Source organism: Enterococcus sp. VV15, from assembly GCF_005236045.1.
GTDB classification, from domain to species: domain Bacteria; phylum Bacillota; class Bacilli; order Lactobacillales; family Enterococcaceae; genus Enterococcus_B; species Enterococcus_B durans.
In genome coordinates this window covers 1-18,644 of the sequence record NZ_QPTY01000032.1, presented here as the reverse complement: position 1 = coordinate 18,644, position 18,644 = coordinate 1, and the positions used below count along the sequence as shown (strand labels likewise).

General features: G+C 35.9%; 16 protein-coding genes and 1 tRNA gene. 1 reads left to right on the top strand and 16 read right to left on the bottom strand.

What is annotated here, in order from left to right:
- Positions 1-2: 2 nt before the first annotated feature.
- The 16 genes from DVW83_RS11100 to DVW83_RS11020 all read right to left on the bottom strand — a co-directional run bounded on the left by DVW83_RS11100 (position 3) and on the right by DVW83_RS11020 (position 18,076).
- On the bottom strand, positions 3-3,362 hold the full coding sequence (locus DVW83_RS11100; RefSeq protein WP_137239378.1) for a hypothetical protein: 3,360 nt from the start codon (positions 3,360-3,362) through the stop codon (positions 3-5).
- A 37-nt stretch (positions 3,363-3,399) separates the two neighbouring features.
- On the bottom strand, positions 3,400-4,866 hold the full coding sequence (locus tag DVW83_RS11095; RefSeq protein WP_104660376.1) for a helix-turn-helix domain-containing protein: 1,467 nt from the start codon (positions 4,864-4,866) through the stop codon (positions 3,400-3,402).
- 55 nt (positions 4,867-4,921) lie between these two features.
- Entirely contained in the window at positions 4,922-5,566 is a 645-nt protein-coding gene (locus DVW83_RS11090) for a hypothetical protein (RefSeq protein WP_137239376.1), read from the bottom strand.
- A gap of 65 nt (positions 5,567-5,631) precedes the next feature.
- A complete protein-coding gene (locus tag DVW83_RS15075; RefSeq protein WP_161569455.1) occupies positions 5,632-6,729 on the bottom strand; it encodes a hypothetical protein in 1,098 nt (365 codons plus the stop codon).
- Between the two features lie 53 nt (positions 6,730-6,782).
- Positions 6,783-7,160 (bottom strand): hypothetical protein, encoded by a 378-nt coding sequence (locus tag DVW83_RS11080; RefSeq protein ID WP_104661153.1) that lies wholly within the window; start codon positions 7,158-7,160, stop codon positions 6,783-6,785.
- Positions 7,161-7,172: 12 nt separating this feature from the next.
- Positions 7,173-8,117 carry a hypothetical protein gene (locus DVW83_RS11075; protein ID WP_104661154.1) on the bottom strand — a complete coding sequence of 315 codons (945 nt, stop codon included), beginning with the start codon at positions 8,115-8,117 and terminating at the stop codon, positions 7,173-7,175.
- Between the two features lie 20 nt (positions 8,118-8,137).
- Positions 8,138-10,834 carry a lysozyme family protein gene (locus DVW83_RS11070; protein WP_104661155.1) on the bottom strand — a complete coding sequence of 899 codons (2,697 nt, stop codon included), beginning with the start codon at positions 10,832-10,834 and terminating at the stop codon, positions 8,138-8,140.
- On the bottom strand, positions 10,824-13,163 hold the full coding sequence (locus DVW83_RS11065; RefSeq protein ID WP_137239374.1) for a VirB4-like conjugal transfer ATPase, CD1110 family: 2,340 nt from the start codon (positions 13,161-13,163) through the stop codon (positions 10,824-10,826). The genes DVW83_RS11070 and DVW83_RS11065 overlap by 11 nt, the downstream gene beginning before the upstream one ends.
- 87 nt (positions 13,164-13,250) lie before the next feature.
- Positions 13,251-13,586 carry a PrgI family protein gene (locus DVW83_RS11060; RefSeq protein WP_104661157.1) on the bottom strand — a complete coding sequence of 112 codons (336 nt, stop codon included), beginning with the start codon at positions 13,584-13,586 and terminating at the stop codon, positions 13,251-13,253.
- 27 nt (positions 13,587-13,613) lie between these two features.
- Complete coding sequence (locus tag DVW83_RS11055; protein WP_077151635.1) at positions 13,614-14,420, bottom strand: hypothetical protein; 807 nt, start codon at positions 14,418-14,420, stop codon at positions 13,614-13,616.
- A gap of 35 nt (positions 14,421-14,455) precedes the next feature.
- Positions 14,456-14,692, bottom strand: coding sequence for a hypothetical protein (locus tag DVW83_RS11050; protein ID WP_077151619.1), 237 nt, complete (start codon positions 14,690-14,692; stop codon positions 14,456-14,458).
- Positions 14,693-14,896: 204 nt separating this feature from the next.
- Entirely contained in the window at positions 14,897-15,238 is a 342-nt protein-coding gene (locus DVW83_RS11045) for a hypothetical protein (RefSeq protein ID WP_137239372.1), read from the bottom strand.
- A gap of 117 nt (positions 15,239-15,355) precedes the next feature.
- Positions 15,356-16,003 (bottom strand): hypothetical protein, encoded by a 648-nt coding sequence (locus DVW83_RS11040; protein ID WP_104661159.1) that lies wholly within the window; start codon positions 16,001-16,003, stop codon positions 15,356-15,358.
- 494 nt (positions 16,004-16,497) lie between these two features.
- Positions 16,498-16,920 (bottom strand): hypothetical protein, encoded by a 423-nt coding sequence (locus DVW83_RS11030; RefSeq protein WP_104661161.1) that lies wholly within the window; start codon positions 16,918-16,920, stop codon positions 16,498-16,500.
- Positions 16,921-17,272: 352 nt separating this feature from the next.
- Positions 17,273-17,584: a hypothetical protein gene (locus DVW83_RS11025; protein WP_137239370.1), complete on the bottom strand. Its 312-nt coding sequence runs from the start codon at positions 17,582-17,584 to the stop codon at positions 17,273-17,275.
- 419 nt (positions 17,585-18,003) lie between these two features.
- Positions 18,004-18,076 (bottom strand) — tRNA-Thr (locus DVW83_RS11020).
- Between the two features lie 119 nt (positions 18,077-18,195).
- Between DVW83_RS11020 and DVW83_RS11015 the strand changes: the two genes are divergently transcribed.
- The gene (locus tag DVW83_RS11015) at positions 18,196-18,438 is read left to right on the top strand and encodes a hypothetical protein (protein ID WP_104661163.1); all 243 of its coding nucleotides are present in this window, start codon (positions 18,196-18,198) and stop codon (positions 18,436-18,438) included.
- The last annotated feature ends 206 nt before the right edge of the window (positions 18,439-18,644 follow it).

The window sequence follows — 18,644 nt, the reverse complement described above, 5'->3', positions numbered from 1 at the left end:
TCTTAAAGACCGACTACTTTATTTTCTTTTCCTGCTTTTTCTTTTTTCTTATGCTCTTTTTGTTGGTCCAGGCTTTTAATATTTTGCGTATTGGCTTTGTCAATCCCTTTATTGGTGATTTCACTCAGCTTCGCTTTCTTTCCTCTCACTGTTTCTGGCTTTTCTAAATTGATGGACATATTTCCTAGTTCAGCAAAAGCTTTTTTCAGATTTGGGTCATGACGGCTATGATCATAACTTATATTGCCATTCGTTTTTTGCTGTTCTTCTCGATTATTGGTTTTTTGTTGTTGATATTTCTTGTCAAAAAATTTCTCAAGCCGAACAATTCCAAATTTTTCAAATAGTTGAACTGTAATACTAATTGCAGCTCCTGTTAATGCCACCCCACCTAGAGCCATTAATCCTGAAATCGTCGATGCCGTTAGGATTGGTCCCAATACTGCCGGTACTAGGAACAAACCGACCCCACCAAGTAAGGCTGTCACACCTAGAATAATGGCAATCGTCTTCCAATTTCGTCGGAAGAATTTCCGCACTTTGTTTTGGTTGTGTTGGTTTCGCTCCATTTCTTTTTGTTTGACATAAGAACGCGCATCCAAACCTAATTTTTTCGCTCTTCTTACCAAAAGACGTTTACGAACAAAGCGAATAATTTTTGGTAAGTAATAACTTAGACAAATAGCTGTAAAGGTTGCAATAACCGCTGGCATCACTACAGGTATCAATTGGAACGGTAAAGCAACGGTCATCCAAGTCATACATAATGGCCAAGCGGCGATAGGCCACAGATTCAACAAATAACGTAACCAGCGAATCCCGCGTGAAGCACGTTTGTTGCGGTTTTTGTGCCAGAAGTAACGGCCTAAGCCGCGTTTTTTCTTCTTATCATTGGATTGATTTTCTTCATCTCGTGCAATTGCAGCTGGCTCGGTATTCACACCAACATTTCTATTTTTTCCTTTTCTTGGATTATTGCCATTGTCTTTTGTTGTCTTTTCCTTTGGTCGTTCATCCTCTAACTGTTTATTTTTTGGGGGAATCGGTGGAGCTGGGCGTTTGTTCCGACGTTGATTGTTTTCTTTGTTGTTTTCTTCAAGATCGGTTTGTGTTTCCCCTTCTGTTCGAGAATCTTTTACTGGATCTGGCTCTTGATCCTGACGATTTTTTTGACCTTTTCGTTTATTTTTGTTCTTTTTGACATTTGTTTCTTCCAAATCAGTTTGTGTTCCACCTTCGACACGTGTTGTTTTTGGCGGTACTGGTGGCACTGGTCCTTTATTTCGACCGTCTTTGCCTCGTCCCTCTTGGTCACCACCAATATTTTGGCCTTGGTCATTTCCTTTGTTTTCTTGCTCTTTTGGTGGTTTTGGCGGTACTGGTGGTACGGGTCCTTTATTTCGACCGTCTTTGCCTCGTCCCTCTTGGTCCGTCCCTACACCTCGATGCTCAAAAATTTTGTTTTTCTCTTGCTCTTTTTGTCGTTCTTTTCGTTGAACATCCTGTACTAAAAACTCTAATGTACCAGCAAAATGTGGACCTTGTGTACGATCAAAGTCTTGGTCTTCTTGACGATGTACAGTGATTTCTGATTTTACAACTTGGTGTTCTTTTTTCAAGTTATCCAGTTGATCCGCTAGTTTCTTCGCCTTTTCTACGAGTACGTCAATTGGCTCCTCTTCTCTAGGATCAATCACCGTCGCCCATTCTGCTTTTCCTTTATTTTCTTGTGAAATAGCTTTTTGTTCTAGACCATTTTCATTTTGAAGCTCACGTAAAACTTTGATGATCTCAGCTTTTTCTGCTGGTGGAATCGTATCATTCGCTTCGATGTCTCGGATTTTTTGCGTAATTAATTCTGCACGCTTTGCAAGAATACCAATTTTCGCTGCGCCGAGCATCTCCTGATCGTAAGTAAACTCCGCTGCACTGGTAGTTAACTCATCGGTTAATTGACCAATCCGTACCCAAACAGCTTGTTTGGCTAAGCCTTGAGACACTTGACTTTCATGGAAAAGCCCATCATTTTCTGTAGAAACTTCTTTCGTCGCAATCGTATTGGCTTGCGTATTTTTATCTGCTTGTTGCAATTCATTTTCAGCTTCTTGTTCAGACAAGTGCTCTACAGGAAATTCTAGTTTTTGACCTTTCAATTGATCCAAGTCATGAGTCAAGTCAACCTTCTCTTTTTGCAACTCTTTGATTTCTTTACTCAAGCGTTTCGCTTCTTGACGCAAAATAGGCTCTCGATTTGTTCCTTGTGCTTCTAGTAACTGAAGTTCATTCATCTGGCGACTACTAATTAAAACTGCTAACTTCAACTCTGTTCGCTGTAATTTTGCTTCTACTAATAGTTGAGCTGATTTGGCTTCTGCTTCTTTCGCTTTCATCAACTTGATGTGCACACTCGAACGATGACGCGTACCTTCTTCATCAGATCTTGTTTTTCCATGGATCGGAATCTTAATCTCTGAACGCTGAGTCTGAGGCTTCGGATCAACTATTTCAGCTTGGTCTTTTCTTCCTGGAACATCCATAGCACCTGGTTGAACCTCTACGTTAAAACCTAATTCTTTGGTTTGAGCCAATAAAGCTTTGATTTTGCTTCTGGTTTCTTCAAAAGTAGATAAATCTTTTTCTTGTTCACTTTTTTTGAGTTCAGAAATTTGGCCAAATGCTTCTAAACGTTTATATGATTCTACTTGTTCTGAGAGCACGACTTCAATCTTCGCTGCTGTTTCACGAATCAAGGATGCCCGTTTCCCAGTCGGCCTTTGGACTTCACTTTGGTAATCTCTTAACAGCGTTTCAAGCAAGGAATTCCCTTCTTGTACTTTCTTAACTTCATGTTTTCGCTGTTTTCTCAAATTATCACGGATTTTATTAAATTCCGCTTCCGCTTTTCTTTCTTTGTCTTGGTAATTTCGATGTTTTCTAGCTTCAGATAACTTGATCTTGTACTGTGCATAGCTTTCTCGGCCATAGCTTTCCGTAAACTTGTCCATATTCCAATCTTCATAGATATCTTTTTGCTGGAAAACCTCTAAGCGGGTAATTTCACTTTGAACCCGGAGAATCCCCTCATTGGATCTTTCAATAATATCGTTGTATTTTTGTTCATCTTGGTTACCTAGCGCGATCATCCCAATTGCTGCTTCTTTTTCTAAAAGATAGACGGTTTCTTGCGTTTTGAGATTTTCCATGGTCATTTTAAAGATGACCGCGGCTTCTGTTTTTAAGTTCTCTTTATATTTACTAGCAGAAAATTCTTGTTGTGCTGTTTCATAGACAGACTTTTCATGGCTAGGAATCGTTGCACTTCCATGTTGGGTACCATAAAATTCTTCAATTGATCGAAGCATAATCTTCACTCCTTTAATTCTTAATCAAATCTGTTTGTTAATATAATTTGCTGTGAAAATGCTCCCAGAAATTGTCCGTTGGAATTCTAGAAATTTTCAAAAAATCAGCACTCAATTTTTCCATATCTAAACTATTTTCAGCTAATACCAAATCATATTGATTCAAATAAGTGTAATCAATTAGTACATCGTCTCCTGTATAAATATCTAACTTTGTTAGAAATGGGTAACGTTGTTTAATCAATTTTTTATAAAGCTTTTCTACTCCCTTACTACTATTGAAGAAAATTGCAACACTTTTTTCTTTAAGTGATGGTTCGACAATATCAATCAGTTCTTCGGTATCCATATACATTTCAATAAAAATTTCTTTCATGCGTGAAGAACCAAATGGAATGAGCGAAGATAACCCATTTTTGACAAACTCTTTTTCAAATTGATCAATCAGCCATGGTGAGCGTTTCACAATTTGATAATAAAAAATTTCATGGTAGTCGATCATAAAGGAATTCCGATTAGAAGAAAGCAAAACAATCCGATACAACGCACTTTTTTTCTGTGGTGTTAATAGCTCGGACAAGTTAATTCTTTCAAAATACTGGTAGAAGAATTGAACGGTTAACCGATAGAGTTGCTTTTCTTCCTGATTTAATTCCTCGTATTCGACAATCTTGTGACTAATATAGCTGGCATTCACATTTAGCAAATCCTGAATGTTGAATTTTTCGAGTTCAAATCCATACTCCTGTTTCAATACATCACACAGTTGCGGATTGCCACACATAACATCATATATTTGATTGACAACATCATCTCCTATTGGTCGAATATTTTTTGATTTTAAATTATAATGCTTATTTCCAATTCGAATAATACCAATCAGTAAAAAGAACACTAGCTTCAGATAAAGATATAGCTGCTCATTCTGGTTACCACTATTGGAAAATAATCGATTGCATTGAAATAATGCATCATAAATTAGCTTATATTGCGGTAAACTCGTCTGGTCATAAATTTCTAGATACATTTGACAAAAAAATTCTCGAATTTGTTTTTCATCTCCTTGAATAGACAGAGATGGCATACTTTCAATTTCGATCTTTAAGTTTTTTTCTTTAAAAAAAAGATTGGTTCGGCTGATCATTCTGCGAATACTTGTTTCACTGACAAAGATCTCTTTACTCAGTTCTTTGATTGTTAGTTCACGCTCAAAAATCATTTTTAAAGCTTGAACGGTTGTTGAAGCATTGAGGATTTGTGAAAATAAATCACTCAAGTTCATATTCGCAGGTAAATTAAGCACAATCTTTTTATTTTCTAGTTCGCGTAATTCTGCAGGAGCGTATTTTTCATTAAAATCATGAATATCTCCTAAAATCGTTTTATCGATCACATGAAGGCGATCGGCAATAAGCGTGATATCATTGATATCTTTGTTCACTAGTAAGACGATATTAATCTGTCTTTCTGTTTGTTTTTCTAAAAAATTAATGATGGTAATCACATCCCTATTAGAAAATCAATCACCAACTTTTTATGACTATCAGCCAAATTGTAGATTATTTTTCTTTTTCTTCTCTCTTTTGCTGAGATCTTCGCTGATCTGCCTGATTTTGTTGCTGACTTTTCGCTTCTGCTTCAGCACGCAAGTCTTTCAGAGACTTTCTTTCTTGTTGCTGCCGCCTTCTACCAACAACCTGCTTCAATTCCTCTTCAAAGCTTCTGTTTCTTACATTTGCTCCTGAAAACGGTGTTGGCGTTGGACCTTCAACTATTTTATCTACTAGACCTTTCTCACTTCGGTCTTTTTGGCGTTGCTGTACAGCATTTTTCAATTCCTCTTCAAAGCTTCCGTTTCTTACATTTGCTCCTGAAAACGGTCTTGGCGTTGGGCCTTCAACTATTTTATCTACTAGACCTTTCGAGCTTCGGTCTTTTTGGCGTTGCTGTACTGTTTTTTTTAATTCATCCTCAAAAGAACGCTCATTTTGAGGTGGAGCTGGCGGTGGAGGAACGATTGATTCCCCCACTCCCATTAATGGCTCCGATTTTTTTTCTCCCATAATGGTCGTTTCTCCAAAAGTAACATGTTTTTCACTTTTAGAAGATCCACCACTTTTTAAAATACCTTTAGGTGCTTGCGTTTTGGAATGAGTCAGATCTTCTGGAGTGACTACCTTATTTTCTTTTGTGGTTAACTCCATGATATTCGCCCCTTTTATTGATTTTTATCCTGAGTTACTTTTTGGTATTTCCCCTAAAAAAGGCTTTAATTCATATTTTGTTGTTCTTCTAATTGCTTGTGGTATTCTTCTAATTGTTTTTGATACGCTTCAAGTTGTCGTTGATACTCTTCTAGTTTTTGTTGCTCAGCTAATTGGCGCTGATATTCTTCTTGTGCTTTTTGCTGCGCTTCTTGCTGTTGTCTGGCAGCTTCTTCTGCTGCTTGTTGCGCTTCTTGCTGTTTTTTTGCTTCTTCTTCTGCTTGTTGTTGTGCTTCTTGTTGTTTTTTCGCTTCTTCTGCTGCTTGTTGTTGCGCTTCTTGCTGTTTTTTTGCTTCTTCTGCTTGTTTTTTCGCTTCTTCTTCTTTGGCAACTTCCGCTTGTACTACTTTGATTTTTTCAATTTTTTCAGAAAAACTTTTTTTCTGTTCCGTATTTTTGACTTGTTCAAGTGATTGCTCCACTTCTGCTAATGTTGAAAAATCAGCTGTTTTGTCAATATTGCCTTCTGAATCATAAAATTTATTCAGATTCGATTGAATTTGTGTCGCTAATTTGATTTGAGAAGAAGCATTCTCTAAAATTTGATCAATACTCTTTTTCCATTGATCAGCCACTTTCAAGTTCGTCACTTGATTGTTGATTTTTTCAATTTTACTTGATACAATCGACGCTTTTACAGGTAAAGAAGCATTAATTTTCTCTCCTTTGATTGCTGTTTCATTTCCAACAAATAATTTATTGATAATCTCTTGAAGATCCTTCTTATTCCTGATTTGTCGAATTTTTAACGCAGCCTCTTCAATCTCTTCTTGAATCTTTTCAAGATTTTTTTCCGAAATATTTTTGGTTTCTTCTTTTTTATTTAGTCTTTCTTTGATACCGTCTACTGTCTTCGTTACTGTTTCTAAATCATCGTCATTCACGTTTTCTGCTAAGTAACCTTGCTCGTTCATTAGTTGAGTAAGTTTTTTTTGAATTAATGTGATTTCCGCCCCCTGGCTCTTTAAAACATTGACTTCTTTGTAGTTTGTAGAGTCCGTCGTACTAGCTTGTTGCGTATTTTTCTTATAAAAGAATGAACCGAATAAAACGATTAGAAGAACGATCACTACGACAGGCATCATGATCTCGATCCGTTTCAAATTTTTTAAAATACTGCTGTCTTTAATAGTTATCCCTCCATAGTTTGGTTCGACTAACTTCGAGTTCGGTCAAGTGAAACAATTCTATCCAAATTTTGATTCGCTTTGTTGGCCTTTTCAACAGCCTTAGATACAACTGCTTTCAACGATTGTTTTTGTGAATGAGCTTTACTTTGAAATTTTTCTTTTTTTAATGAAATGGAATCTCTGGAAATACCTGGACTACCTTTTTTGATAGAACTTTTGTTGGTTGTGGCTTTTGTCAAGTCCACTTTTCCAGTTCTTCTAAGAATAAAACCTTTGATTTTCTTGCCAAGATCCACTAATGAGGCAAAAAGTTTTCGTAAGATCCCCATTGATTGCTTAGGCATTTTTTCCATCCCATTTTCAAGTTGTCTAATTTCCGGATCCTTTTCTGGACTAATATTCATTTGCTTCACTCCTTAATTTGCTGTTTCTTCAGTAATTGTGACCGTCTTTCCATTTTCATCTGTCGTCACAGTTGTTTCTAATGGGGCATCTTCTTTTGTCGTTCCATCTTGTGTAAGTTGTACTTCAGATTTCAATTTTTCATAAGATGGTACCCATAAGAAGGTCCCTGTGTTTCCGGCTAATTCATAGGTTGAATCCCCTTCAGAAACTGTGAATGTCACTTCATCTACCTCACCTGATTCCGAAGTTCGTGAAATCTGATACGTTGATTTTTCTTCTTCCACTTCTTGTGAAACAATCCGATAATTGAAAGTATGTGATTCTTTTTGACCATTCGGTTCTTCTTTGACCTGCACATATTTATCTTGATAGAAGGTAATCGTAAACGTTGTCTCTCCTGTTTTTGATTCCCAACTATTTTGATATAAAACATCAGACCATTTTTGATTCACCAAATTGGTTAAATCCTCATCAATCTCTTCTTGTTGGTTCTCTGATTCTTTCAATAATTCTTGGTTTGGATAAAGATAAATTTCCTCATTATCTTCATTTAGATACATCACGGTTTGACCTGATTTTGTCTGCAATTTAAATTTTTTGCTTCCTTGCTTGTCATCTTTCAATACCATCGTATCGCCAGTTAAAGAATAGGTCCCTTTACTTAACCAATCAGATGCCGTATAGCTACCATCTGATTTCAATTCAACGATCATGTCATCCGACCGATTAGAATACCAGGTTCCTTGATAGACCACTGCATTCCTTACGGCATACTCACTAGAAGTTGTTACACGACTATTTTTTTGATTGTCTTGACTTTCTGCTGTCGCTTCATTTCCTGTTTTTTCTCCTGCGAAGAGAGAAAAAATGATAATTACTACAACAAAAAAGAGACCGATAACCGATAGGATAGCCATACGTTTGCCTTCTTTTGTTTCCAAAATATTTTTTAACATTTTACTCCCCACCTTTCTAACTATTCTTTAGTTGCGTTGGTTAACCCATAACCAGAAATCGCTTGATTATGGATATCGTAAGTGTTACGTTTGACCGTTCCACCGGAATTTCCTTCGATTGTTTGAATGATATTACCATCTGAATATTCGACAATCCCGACATGGTCTTTCCCTGTCTTCGTGCCTTTCCAATCGAAGAAGATCAAATCTCCTGCTTGTGGTGTATAGTCCTCGTCAGTTGATTTATAGCGCTGATTGTTTTTGTACCAGTTAACCATATCAATCGTATTTCCTACTTTTGGTACTCTTCCTTGATCAATATATCCTACTTGGTTAGCCACCCATGAAATAAAGATAGAACTCCATTCCACTTCACGGCTAAAACCATACCATTTCCAATATCTAGAACCGTCGGAATTCCCAATTTCATCTTTTGCGATTTTCACCAATTCATCATCATCTTTCATGATATGTTGTGTAATCAAATCAACATAAAACATGTTGCCGTACTTATAACGCCAGTTGTAGCCACGTTGTTCTGCGATTGGGTGTTTGTATTCTGTAATTTGTCGATTGCTTTTTTCAGCTGCAAAATCTTTTGCCCAATCAAACGAATAGTCAATATTTTTCGCTGCTAACCATGTTAAAAAACCACCGCCATAATTGTAAGCTTGAACTGCAGCATACTCACTTAAATTCAAACTTTTGGCTTGTTTTAATAATGTTGCTAAATATCTTGTTCCTACATCGATTGATTCCTCTGGGGTATCGATGGTATTAGGCTCTTTTCCTTGCGATTCACTCGCCTGCATAATATCTGGTGTTTGTTCGTCTAATCCACCCGATTCTTCCCAAATAATGGCTAAAATCAAGTTTTCATAGCCAACGATCTCGTATTTTTCAGCTGCTTTTTTAACTAGTTCACGCCATTTCGTAATATTTGCTGGTGGATTCAATAATTCTCCTGTCAATCCACCACTTCCTGCATGATAGCCCGTATTACTTTCATAATTAAAGGCAAGATCATCGAAGAAAATCGCAGGATAATTATAGTATTTTCGATTAATTGGACGAACTTCCTTCACAGCCATTCTAAATTTCTGATTTGCATAACCGAGTAGTTGTCCTCTTTTAACTTTTTCTCCTGTCTTCACTTGAATATCTTCAATTTCCCAATAGCAAACGTCTTTATTGATATTAGTCCACAGCCATAAGCTATCAGGACCTACCCCACCGATTGAAGCATCGAGAGTTGCGTAGACAGGTACTCGACCATCGACAGTGATGGTAATTCCAGTATTGATCGTATTTGTATCTCTGCCACGATACCCAAAATTTCCTGTAACAGTAGCAGTATTTCCTTCACCTAATGGACTATCAAGGAAAATTTTATTTTCAAAACGATCTAAATCTTGGATTGGATAGTAACGATCTTGCGCATCTTCACTTAATGTATCGGGGTTTTCATCTACAAACTGCTGAAGTGTTTTGACATTCACATTCATTGTCGCAATGTTTTGTGTTTCATTGACTTTTTCAACTGTTTCGTCTCCTGTATCTGGGTCAATCGTCGTAATCGTTTTTTCCGTTTCCCTTGTTTCTTCCGTCACTTTGTAATTAAAGGTGTATTCATGAATTTTTTCCATCTCGCCTTTAATCGTTGTAGCACCGAAAATATTGGATGAACTCGAGATTTTCTTATCAATGTCATACACTTCATATTTTGCATTGAGATAATACAAATATTTATCTCCATCTGAGCTATACAGAAACTGTTCTGGATCAGAAGCCGCCCCATTAACAAGAAAATAAACCTTATCCTTTTCTTCTTTTAATTGTTGGTAACGTTCATAAATTTCCTTGTTTTTCGTTGCATCCAACCAAGTTACGTGTTGATAGGCTTGCGTAATTGCCATGTCTTCTGTCTTTATCGTGAACAAATCTACGATAAAGAGCCATAATGCTAAGACTGCGCAGACTACCGCAATCACCACACTGCAGATAGCAACAATAATGATGGATGTTCCCAAAATCGGGATAATCATGATAATCGCTAAAATAATCCCAAAAATATTTAGATTACCATCATTATCTCGGCCAAATTTATCCAATAATTTTTGCAAAAATAAACCTTTTGCTTTCGATTTTTTTGACTTCTTTGAACTTATTTTTTTATCTAATTTCTTACGGAATTTGATTTTCTTCGATGCACTGACCGTTCGTCCTGTTTTTAGAATTGAACGCTTACCTTGCGCTCCACCTGCTTGAGCAGTGGACGAACTTGCTGAAGTAGATGAACCTGTCCGGAAAAGCGAGCGTTTGCGTCCGCCACCAGGATTCAAGCTTTCTTTAGCTTTTTGTGCTTCTGTCATCATCCGCTTCTTCTTCCGATCAAACCCAGGAGCCACTCCGCCCATTTTTCCAATCGGATTTCCATCATACATGGTCGATTTCTTAATTCCCTGAGCTCTTCTTAACGCTTGTAATCTGCGTCGCCTATTTATTATTTGACTTCTTGCACTAGGTAACGATGTTTTTGGAAGAGACGACTTGTTTCGACTGATCACATATCTCTTAGGTATGGTTCCAGCCGTTCGCTGTGTCTGATAATCGGAGTACCGATTTAAGGTATAGTTCCTACGACTAACATGACCGGTTCGATAACTTCTCATTCTCTCGCTGTTTCTACTTTCGTATTTCAATGATTCATCCCTCATTTACCTCCTGATCTTCACCAGGTTTTGTTGACATCATTTTGTATAAATGAGTATGTTTTGGAAACTTATCATAAAATGGCAAGGTTGTGTCACCATAAACGAGAAGACCTGCTCCTTCGTTGGTATTGATCATAAATTTCTCTTGTTCTTCTGAGATATCAAATAAGCGAATCAACTGCGTTCGGTCTGATTTTGCTTGATTGAGCATCATGACAAAATCACTATTGGAAAGCATTCGTCTTGCTAAATCAGACAAAAGTAAGGTTTCAACGTTTTGGGTGATACCAGTAGGGATAGCTCCCCATTTTCTGGCACGACTCCATAACTCAAAAAAGTAATTCGCTGCATAATCATTGGTGAACAACAATTGCATCTCATCAATGTATAACCATGTCCGAACACCTTTGCTTCTATTTTCTGTGATTCGGTTCCACACTTGGTCTAACACAATGAGCATTCCCATTGTTTTAAGCTGTTTTCCTAAATCTTTGATATCGTAAACAACCAATCGTTTATTGATATCGACATTCGTTTCATTTGAAAAAACAGACAAGCTTCCTTCAATATAAATTTCTAGATCCATCACTAATAACTTAGCTTCTTCTTCATGTTGCTGTTTCAGCAGATCATAAAAGTCTAGTAACGTCGGTTGTCGGTTGATCCCTTCTTGATAGAACTTTTCATATAAATGGCGACAAACTCGGTCAATCAGTGTTTTTTGTGTAGAAGTTAAGCCAATAGTTCCCCCAATAATCAAATCAAATAAGGAAATCAAAAACTCAGATTTCATTACAATCGGGTCAACATCGTCTCCATAATGTTCATTGATATCTAAAGGATTGATATGTGTCTTTGAATCACTGGAGATTTTAATCACTTCGCCCTTAAAATTTTCCGCAATTAATGTATATTCTCTCTCTGGATCAATAATAATGACTTCATCTTTTTCGTCTCGTAGTAACACATTGACGATTTCTCGTTTCACAGAAAAACTTTTACCTGATCCTGGTGTTCCAAGTACAAACCCGTTCGGTGCTTTTAATTGTTTTCGATCAATTGAAATGATATTTTTTGTAATGGCATTGACCCCGTAGTATTTCCCATTCTCCTGAATCAATTCAGATACTGTAAAAGGTAAAAAAATAGCTGTACTTGCTGTTGATAAGGTTCGATCTACTGGCATAAGGTTGTTCCCAAAAGGTAAAGCAGATTGTAAACTAATTTCTTGCATATAATCTAGAATAGAGAACTTAAAACCATACCTACGTCCAACTGAAAACACTTCTTCTTTGATTTCTTCAAGCAACCGTTGTTCATGGGCATTGATATAAATCAAGCCTGTAAGTGAAAAAAGCTTCTGCCCTTTATTCTGTAAATCATCGAGTAAACTTTCCGCTTCTTTTAATGAATAGGTCAATTCATACGGTAACATGTCAAAATCGTAGCCATTTTTCAATGCTTTTTTCTGTTCATCAACTTTTTGTTGTTCCATAAATGCTAGCTTCGTACGAACTAAATCAAATGCATCCGATTGTTCCATTGGTTTGATTTGGAAAGAAATTAGTAATTCCCGTGGAATCTCCAATAAATCAAACAAAAATTGATCCGATAATTCTGATGGGTATTGTTCCAAATAAATGACTTGACCCAGTTCTTTATCCAATTCAATCCATTTTTTGTTCTTTTTAAAATTGATTGAATTTGGTAATAACTGTGTTCGATCCTCAATATTAGATGATTGATACGTTTGATTAAAAATCTTAGCGGTTAACTGATTTCTTTCTTCCCCAGTCAAGCAATGAATAGAAGAACCAATTTTTTGAGAATAATTTTCAAAGCGATCCAATAACAAGTGAAGTTCTTTTTTAGCAATTTCATAACTGCCATGACTTTGAGTAAAGGTAAAAATAATCGATTTCTTGTACCCATTTTTATCTTCTTCCACTTTTTCAGAAACAATTTGATTCATTTCATCACGATAATGGTTAAACGAATCATCTTTGTGAGGATATAGCACAATGCTTTTCAGTTCATCCGTATGTCTTTTTACTTTATTTAATGTCAGCTGCACATTTGTTCGTTGATCTAAAGAATTTAAAAAATCACAATAACGAGAAAAGATGTTAATCTGATTTTCCTCAGATGAAAGCTGATAATTGATATCGGCAATTTCAACAGACACCGAATATTTTCCTTCTTCTAAAAAACAGATGCCATCTTCATACATTTTCTCGTACGGTAGAACACTTTCAATTTTCGTCATATCTTTCTTTACTTTTTTTCCTGTTGCTTTTTCACTATGTACTCGTTGTTTGAACATCTTGAGCATAGCTATCCTCTCCTCTTCCTAAAAGTGACTATTTAGAGAATTGATGTTCTTCCGATTTTTTGAAAGAACATCAACCAACTAAATGTGTCATGCCTCTCTAACTTCATTCATTTTATTTGTATTTTCTTTTTTAACTTTTTTTCCAGGATTTAAGTGATATTTCAAAAAATATTTCATGAATACTTCAAAAGCAAGGCCATGTTTTCTAAACCAGCCAAAAGAAACAACTGGAATCGAAAGAATAATCATGAACCAACTTGCAATATCCATACTCATCCCTAAAATCTTGATTAATACAACACTTAACACGATGTTTAACACAATCGCGACGCTCACACTTAAAAGTTGTTTCATACTCATGCCAGCGATGATTTTTTCTTTGTATTCTTTGATATCCTTTGGAACTTTTACTTCAATTGCCATCGTTTTGCTCCTTTTTGTAAATTAAACTTAGGCAGAAACAAGTGTTTTCGCCCAGCCTTTTGTTTTATTGATGGAGAATAACAAAGCAATCATGTAAATTGTAATCCCGAGGATAATTCCCCAAACACCATTACTGTAGTTATTCAAAATTTCCTCAAAGATAAATGGATAAATCACTAATACGAGGCCAATAAAACATGATTGTAATCCGGTAGCTGCAAAGTTTTTGAAAAAGTTTTTCGCCAAAGACGAAAACTCTTGATTTGGCAAAGCACCCATTGGAATCGGCGCCATTGCGCAAAAGATATACAATTCTAAAAATCGTATGTAGATCGTTACTTGAATCAACACTCTGACAACTAACGCAGCCAAAAACATGATACAAAAGACCAGTAAGATCACTAATTGATCCCACCAAGCTAATGACTTAATCACCGCTTCAACACGTGCATATAAATCGTTCAAATGGCTTTGACCAGCACCATTCAAAATACTCCTTGTGAGTGACGAGGTAATAGCAATGATTCCATCCAAAATAACTTGGATTTTTAGAATCACGATATAGCATAAAACAAATTTGATAAATGCCTTGATTATCATTTCAAATCCTAAAGTCGCTGCCCCACCTGCGCCTTCTACTTTCATCGAAATTTTTTGAAATTCCAATAAGATAAAAATAGCTAATAAGGCATAAGCAACTGGACCAACAACTGTTTTTTGCAAATCAATGACAAATACATAGGCATTGTACAAATATTGTTGTAGATCTAAACTCAAAATATTTCTTAAATCTTCTCCATTCAGATAATACATAATCTGTTTGAAGATATTCATTACTGCTCCGCCCAATTAAGACACTCCCTTATTGTTTAGCGACCTCCTACTAAAGAACCGACATCGAATGATGAACTAAACCATAGCGCAGCTACAAGAATCAGCATCCCACCGACAACTTGCCAAATCGCTGTTTGTAACTGTGGTCCGTTTTTATCTTTCAATGCACCAGCCATCATTACGATTCCCCAGATCAGCCATAATCCTCCACCAACTTGTGTAAACTTTGTAATCAAACTAAATACTTGTGACAGTAAATCTGTATTTGACATTCTTTTTTACTCCTTTTCTATTTAACTGTTTTTATTTTTAATAAAAGACATTTGACTATTTAATTTTGCTTTATCGCACCTTCCCCCTATTAAAAAAAGATATGTATCATTTATACCTGATACACACCTCTTTTTTTTTCTCGTTTTTTAAAGATAACTACCGTTTTTATTCTTATAAACAAAATACTTAGATAGATCCACTCGTTAACGTGATTCTCTAGTCGACAAATAAACGGTTGGTGTTGGTAAGCTTCCTAAACTACTGATTGAGCTTAAGGAACTACTTCTAGAATGACGATCCAAGGTCGACATTCTACTTTTGTGGCCGTTATCTTTGAATCGTTTAGCTTTAACTGAATACTCACGTTTTCTGCTTGAATATTCCTGTTCCCTTGTTTGGTTTTTCCGCTCCATACATTTATACATAAAGCGTATAAACTTAAATGGTGCAGGAATAATTTTCACAAAAACTAACAAGATGATTTTACAAGCTAAGCGAAACAAACAGAACAAGCCAGTAATCAAACAACAAACACTAGACATCATTTCCACCTCTTTTTTATTTAATGAATATATTCATGTTAGTAGTATTTTTTCTTCTTTTTCATTTTGCGTCATTTTTTTCTTTTTTTTTATTTTTTTGTTGGATTACTCTAGCAAAAACTAGCGCAAATAATGCTCTCTTGGCTTCGTAAGTGGTGTACGTCTACGAATTGCTGATTTTGACTGTTCTAACGCACGAGTTTTGATAGTAGCTAGTGTTTGAAGTGAGGTGGCTTTCATTTTTACTGACGAATACCACCGTGCTCCTTCGACTCGATTTTTTAATAAACTCATGACATACATATCTGGCAACACTAAACCGGGTGTTGCTCGACCAATCATATCCTTGGTGAAAGCTTCACTCAGACGTGAATTCAAATGTGGATAATCCACTAAAAACAATAATTTTTTCCTCAGTTGTAACGTCTCTGCTTCTAAACATAACTTGAAATCTCTTGGTATGTTCGGAAGAGTCAATTTTTGTTGGTTCATGTTAATCAAATAGATATAATAATCACTTAGATAAAAATTTCTCTCATAATACGCAAGACAATTTTGTTTAAATATTGAGCTAGAAAGCTCTTTTTTTAATGCTAGTTCTCGTATATCTTTGAAACGCTTGTATAAATTCTCCGTTGTATCATAGGGCCTTCGATGTTTATCAAATGCCGAACGATTAGCCTTTAATTCACTATGGACATACACTCTCGAAACAAACGGATACTTACTAGCTGCTTTATCTAATAATCGAATCCACCAATTTTTCATACTCTCTTCCTCCACTTCTTTTTGTAACTACACTCAATTTATCTACTAAAATGATACGAAAGAACGAAAAACAAAAAAGAAACTTTTTCAAAAAAGTTCTAAAATAAAAAAAGATGTTGCAACAGCTCACAACATCTTTTCAGAATTCTCATTCAACTATTTATTTTCCAAATAAAAGAGCGAAGAGGTTGTGACAGAAGTGGTCAGCTTCAAGAAATAAGCTACTGCTGGAACACCGTGTATCAGAGGTCGTGAAAAAGCCGTTCAGCTCCGATGAAAATAAGAAAAAATTTTCGAAACCGTTTTCCATTTTTGCAAAAATTTTGGCTTATTTCGAGGAGTTGGTTTTTGAACACCGTTTATTCAGAAATAGGGGTTGTGACCAGACTTTTGTCACAACCCCTCACTCTTTTAAATTCTGGATTCAAAAAATGCTACTATTTCCTAATTTATTAACCCAGAAACGGACAACTCATTTCGCTAGTTACGATTGACTAACGTTCTTGTTGTTGCTTCTGTTGCGGTCTACTTTTCGGCTTTGAGGCCATCTTCTGTTTTAGCTCTTTGCAAAGAGATCCGAGACCTTTCTTCTTGCCTTTTTTATTTTGTTTCTGTTCATGTTCTAGTAATATTTTTTGTTTTAACGCTTCTGTCTTCACATCAATAGCAGATAATCGTTTCGTTTCTTGAGAATGACTAGCGTGAGGCCCTTTCGTTCGTTTAGGTTTTTGCGGGGTTGGTCGCCCACGTAAGTTTTCATAAATTGGTTCATCTGATTCTTTTGCTCCAATTCGTCGTAGTTCTTCTTTCAACTGATGCGCTTCATTCTTCTCACTGTCTTTTCTTTTTCGTTTAAATGCTGCTCTTCGTTTATTTGGGGATTGACCTGTTTGTCGTTTCTCTACATCTACTGGCATCAAACATTCTCCTTTCTACAAAAATATTCATTCGCACATTTAGTATAGACTTTGCGACAATCAAAAAGCGGTTCGGAGCAAATTATTCAAAAATAAAAAAAATGTGAACCAAAATAAAAAAAATGTGAACCAACAAAGTAAGACGAACTAAACGTTTTTTGAACAAAATACTCTAAGAAGCAAACTTCACTGCTTACTCAACTTCATTCCTTTTTTTAATGAGATTGCCTTATAAAAATCACTGTTTGAGAAGTTTTGAAACGCTTCCCTTCCTGTAAAAAAATCTCGACAGTCGCTAGTTGAATGGCTAGATGACTTTTTCGCAATAAATTAACGTTCGCTATTTTTAGACTTACCTAGCTTTATTAGTGCTGATATTCTTTTGTAACTGCGTCGTCCTTGTTGTTTGAGCTTGATTGCTTTTGGTCGTCGCTTGTTTGATGACAATAGCCAGTGGCTGTCGTTGTTGCATTCCCGCTAACTCAGCCATCAATTGTTGCTTTTTCTGTTCTAATTGCACCATTTTTTTCTGATCAACTGGCAATGTCAACACTTTGCCATTAACAGTAATGGAGCGATTCGAGGGCAACATTAGATTAATTATTCGTCTTTCTAGTGTTGCTATTTCTTTTTTTAATAGCTCAACACGCGCTTGCAGAGTCATGGGTCGCTGCTTCTCCGTAGCGTTAGTTCTTTGCGGGACTGAATTCACAATCCTTGACATATTTTCTTTTGTTTTTAGGTGTTGTTTCTTTTTTTTCTTATGTAAATGAAAGAGTTTTTTCACCTTTCTCGCCTCTTTTCTTGTTCAATTTATCTATATCTATACTATAACGAAATTAAAAAAAAATTTTTTTCAAAAAACTCGCTTAAAAAAACATCTCGATCGAATATTAAGAAATAAGCCCACGTACAGATTATTCTAGAAAATAGCCGAATTTTCGTCTTCTCCCCATAACTTCGTTCATTGTACTCTCTCCAAAAAAAAGCTTTATCTAGGTGCTTGAACAAAAATCATTTGGTTAAACAAAAAAGCAGTCATACTAAAGGCATTAAAACCTTGGTATGACTGCTTTTCTAGTATGCCAGCTATAGGGATCGAACCTACGACCTACGCGTTACGAGTGCGTTGCTCTACCAACTGAGCTAAGCTGGCGTTTCCATATGAAATTATAAACGGAATTAGATTGAATGTAAAGCCAAAACTGTAAACTTTTACTTATTTCATGATTTTTTTCATAAAACGTGGTATAATTGATATGAAAGGCAGGTTTTATGAAAATGGCAACTTTTGGAAAATTTGATACAACCATCGTACCATCAGAATTTGGGGAAAAATTTACGATTGATACACATGTGACCTTCGCGATTCATGGAAAACCGCAAACTGGAACGATTTCAAAACAACTTAAAAATTCCGCTGTTGTTGAGATTGATGAAACTGACGAAAATGCCAATTTGATGACGCAAAGCAAGGGTGTAGTAATTATCAACTACAAAGAATTGAAGAAGATTTGACACTGACCATCTCTATGCTTTGGGATGGTTTTTTATTATATAAAAAATTACGCAAGACGAAATGAGTTCTGTAGTGACCCCATGGAGTTGTCAAGAAAAACTAGACACTTAGTTAAGAGAATAAGCGGATTTTTTTCAAAGTCTCTAGGAGATTGATAGCCAAGGGCAGAGTGTATGCGTCTTGTGTTATAGTAAGTTTCAATATA

Excerpts from the sequence above, each read along its gene's own strand:
- DVW83_RS11060 (WP_104661157.1), bottom strand. The coding sequence starts at position 13,586 with ATGGCAATTGAAGTAAAAGTTCCAAAGGATATCAAAGAATACAAAGAA.
- DVW83_RS11090 (WP_137239376.1), bottom strand. The coding sequence starts at position 5,566 with ATGGAGTTAACCACAAAAGAAAATAAGGTAGTCACTCCAGAAGATCTG.
- DVW83_RS11015 (WP_104661163.1), top strand. The coding sequence starts at position 18,196 with ATGAAAATGGCAACTTTTGGAAAATTTGATACAACCATCGTACCATCA.
- DVW83_RS11055 (WP_077151635.1), bottom strand. The coding sequence starts at position 14,420 with ATGAATATCTTCAAACAGATTATGTATTATCTGAATGGAGAAGATTTA.
- DVW83_RS11040 (WP_104661159.1), bottom strand. The coding sequence starts at position 16,003 with ATGAAAAATTGGTGGATTCGATTATTAGATAAAGCAGCTAGTAAGTAT.
- DVW83_RS11065 (WP_137239374.1), bottom strand. The coding sequence starts at position 13,163 with ATGCTCAAGATGTTCAAACAACGAGTACATAGTGAAAAAGCAACAGGA.
- DVW83_RS11050 (WP_077151619.1), bottom strand. The coding sequence starts at position 14,692 with ATGTCAAATACAGATTTACTGTCACAAGTATTTAGTTTGATTACAAAG.
- DVW83_RS11030 (WP_104661161.1), bottom strand. The coding sequence starts at position 16,920 with ATGCCAGTAGATGTAGAGAAACGACAAACAGGTCAATCCCCAAATAAA.
- DVW83_RS11080 (WP_104661153.1), bottom strand. The coding sequence starts at position 7,160 with ATGAATATTAGTCCAGAAAAGGATCCGGAAATTAGACAACTTGAAAAT.
- DVW83_RS11100 (WP_137239378.1), bottom strand. The coding sequence starts at position 3,362 with ATGCTTCGATCAATTGAAGAATTTTATGGTACCCAACATGGAAGTGCA.
- DVW83_RS11075 (WP_104661154.1), bottom strand. The coding sequence starts at position 8,117 with ATGTTAAAAAATATTTTGGAAACAAAAGAAGGCAAACGTATGGCTATC.
- DVW83_RS11070 (WP_104661155.1), bottom strand. The coding sequence starts at position 10,834 with ATGAGGGATGAATCATTGAAATACGAAAGTAGAAACAGCGAGAGAATG.
- DVW83_RS11025 (WP_137239370.1), bottom strand. The coding sequence starts at position 17,584 with ATGACTCTGCAAGCGCGTGTTGAGCTATTAAAAAAAGAAATAGCAACA.
- DVW83_RS11045 (WP_137239372.1), bottom strand. The coding sequence starts at position 15,238 with ATGATGTCTAGTGTTTGTTGTTTGATTACTGGCTTGTTCTGTTTGTTT.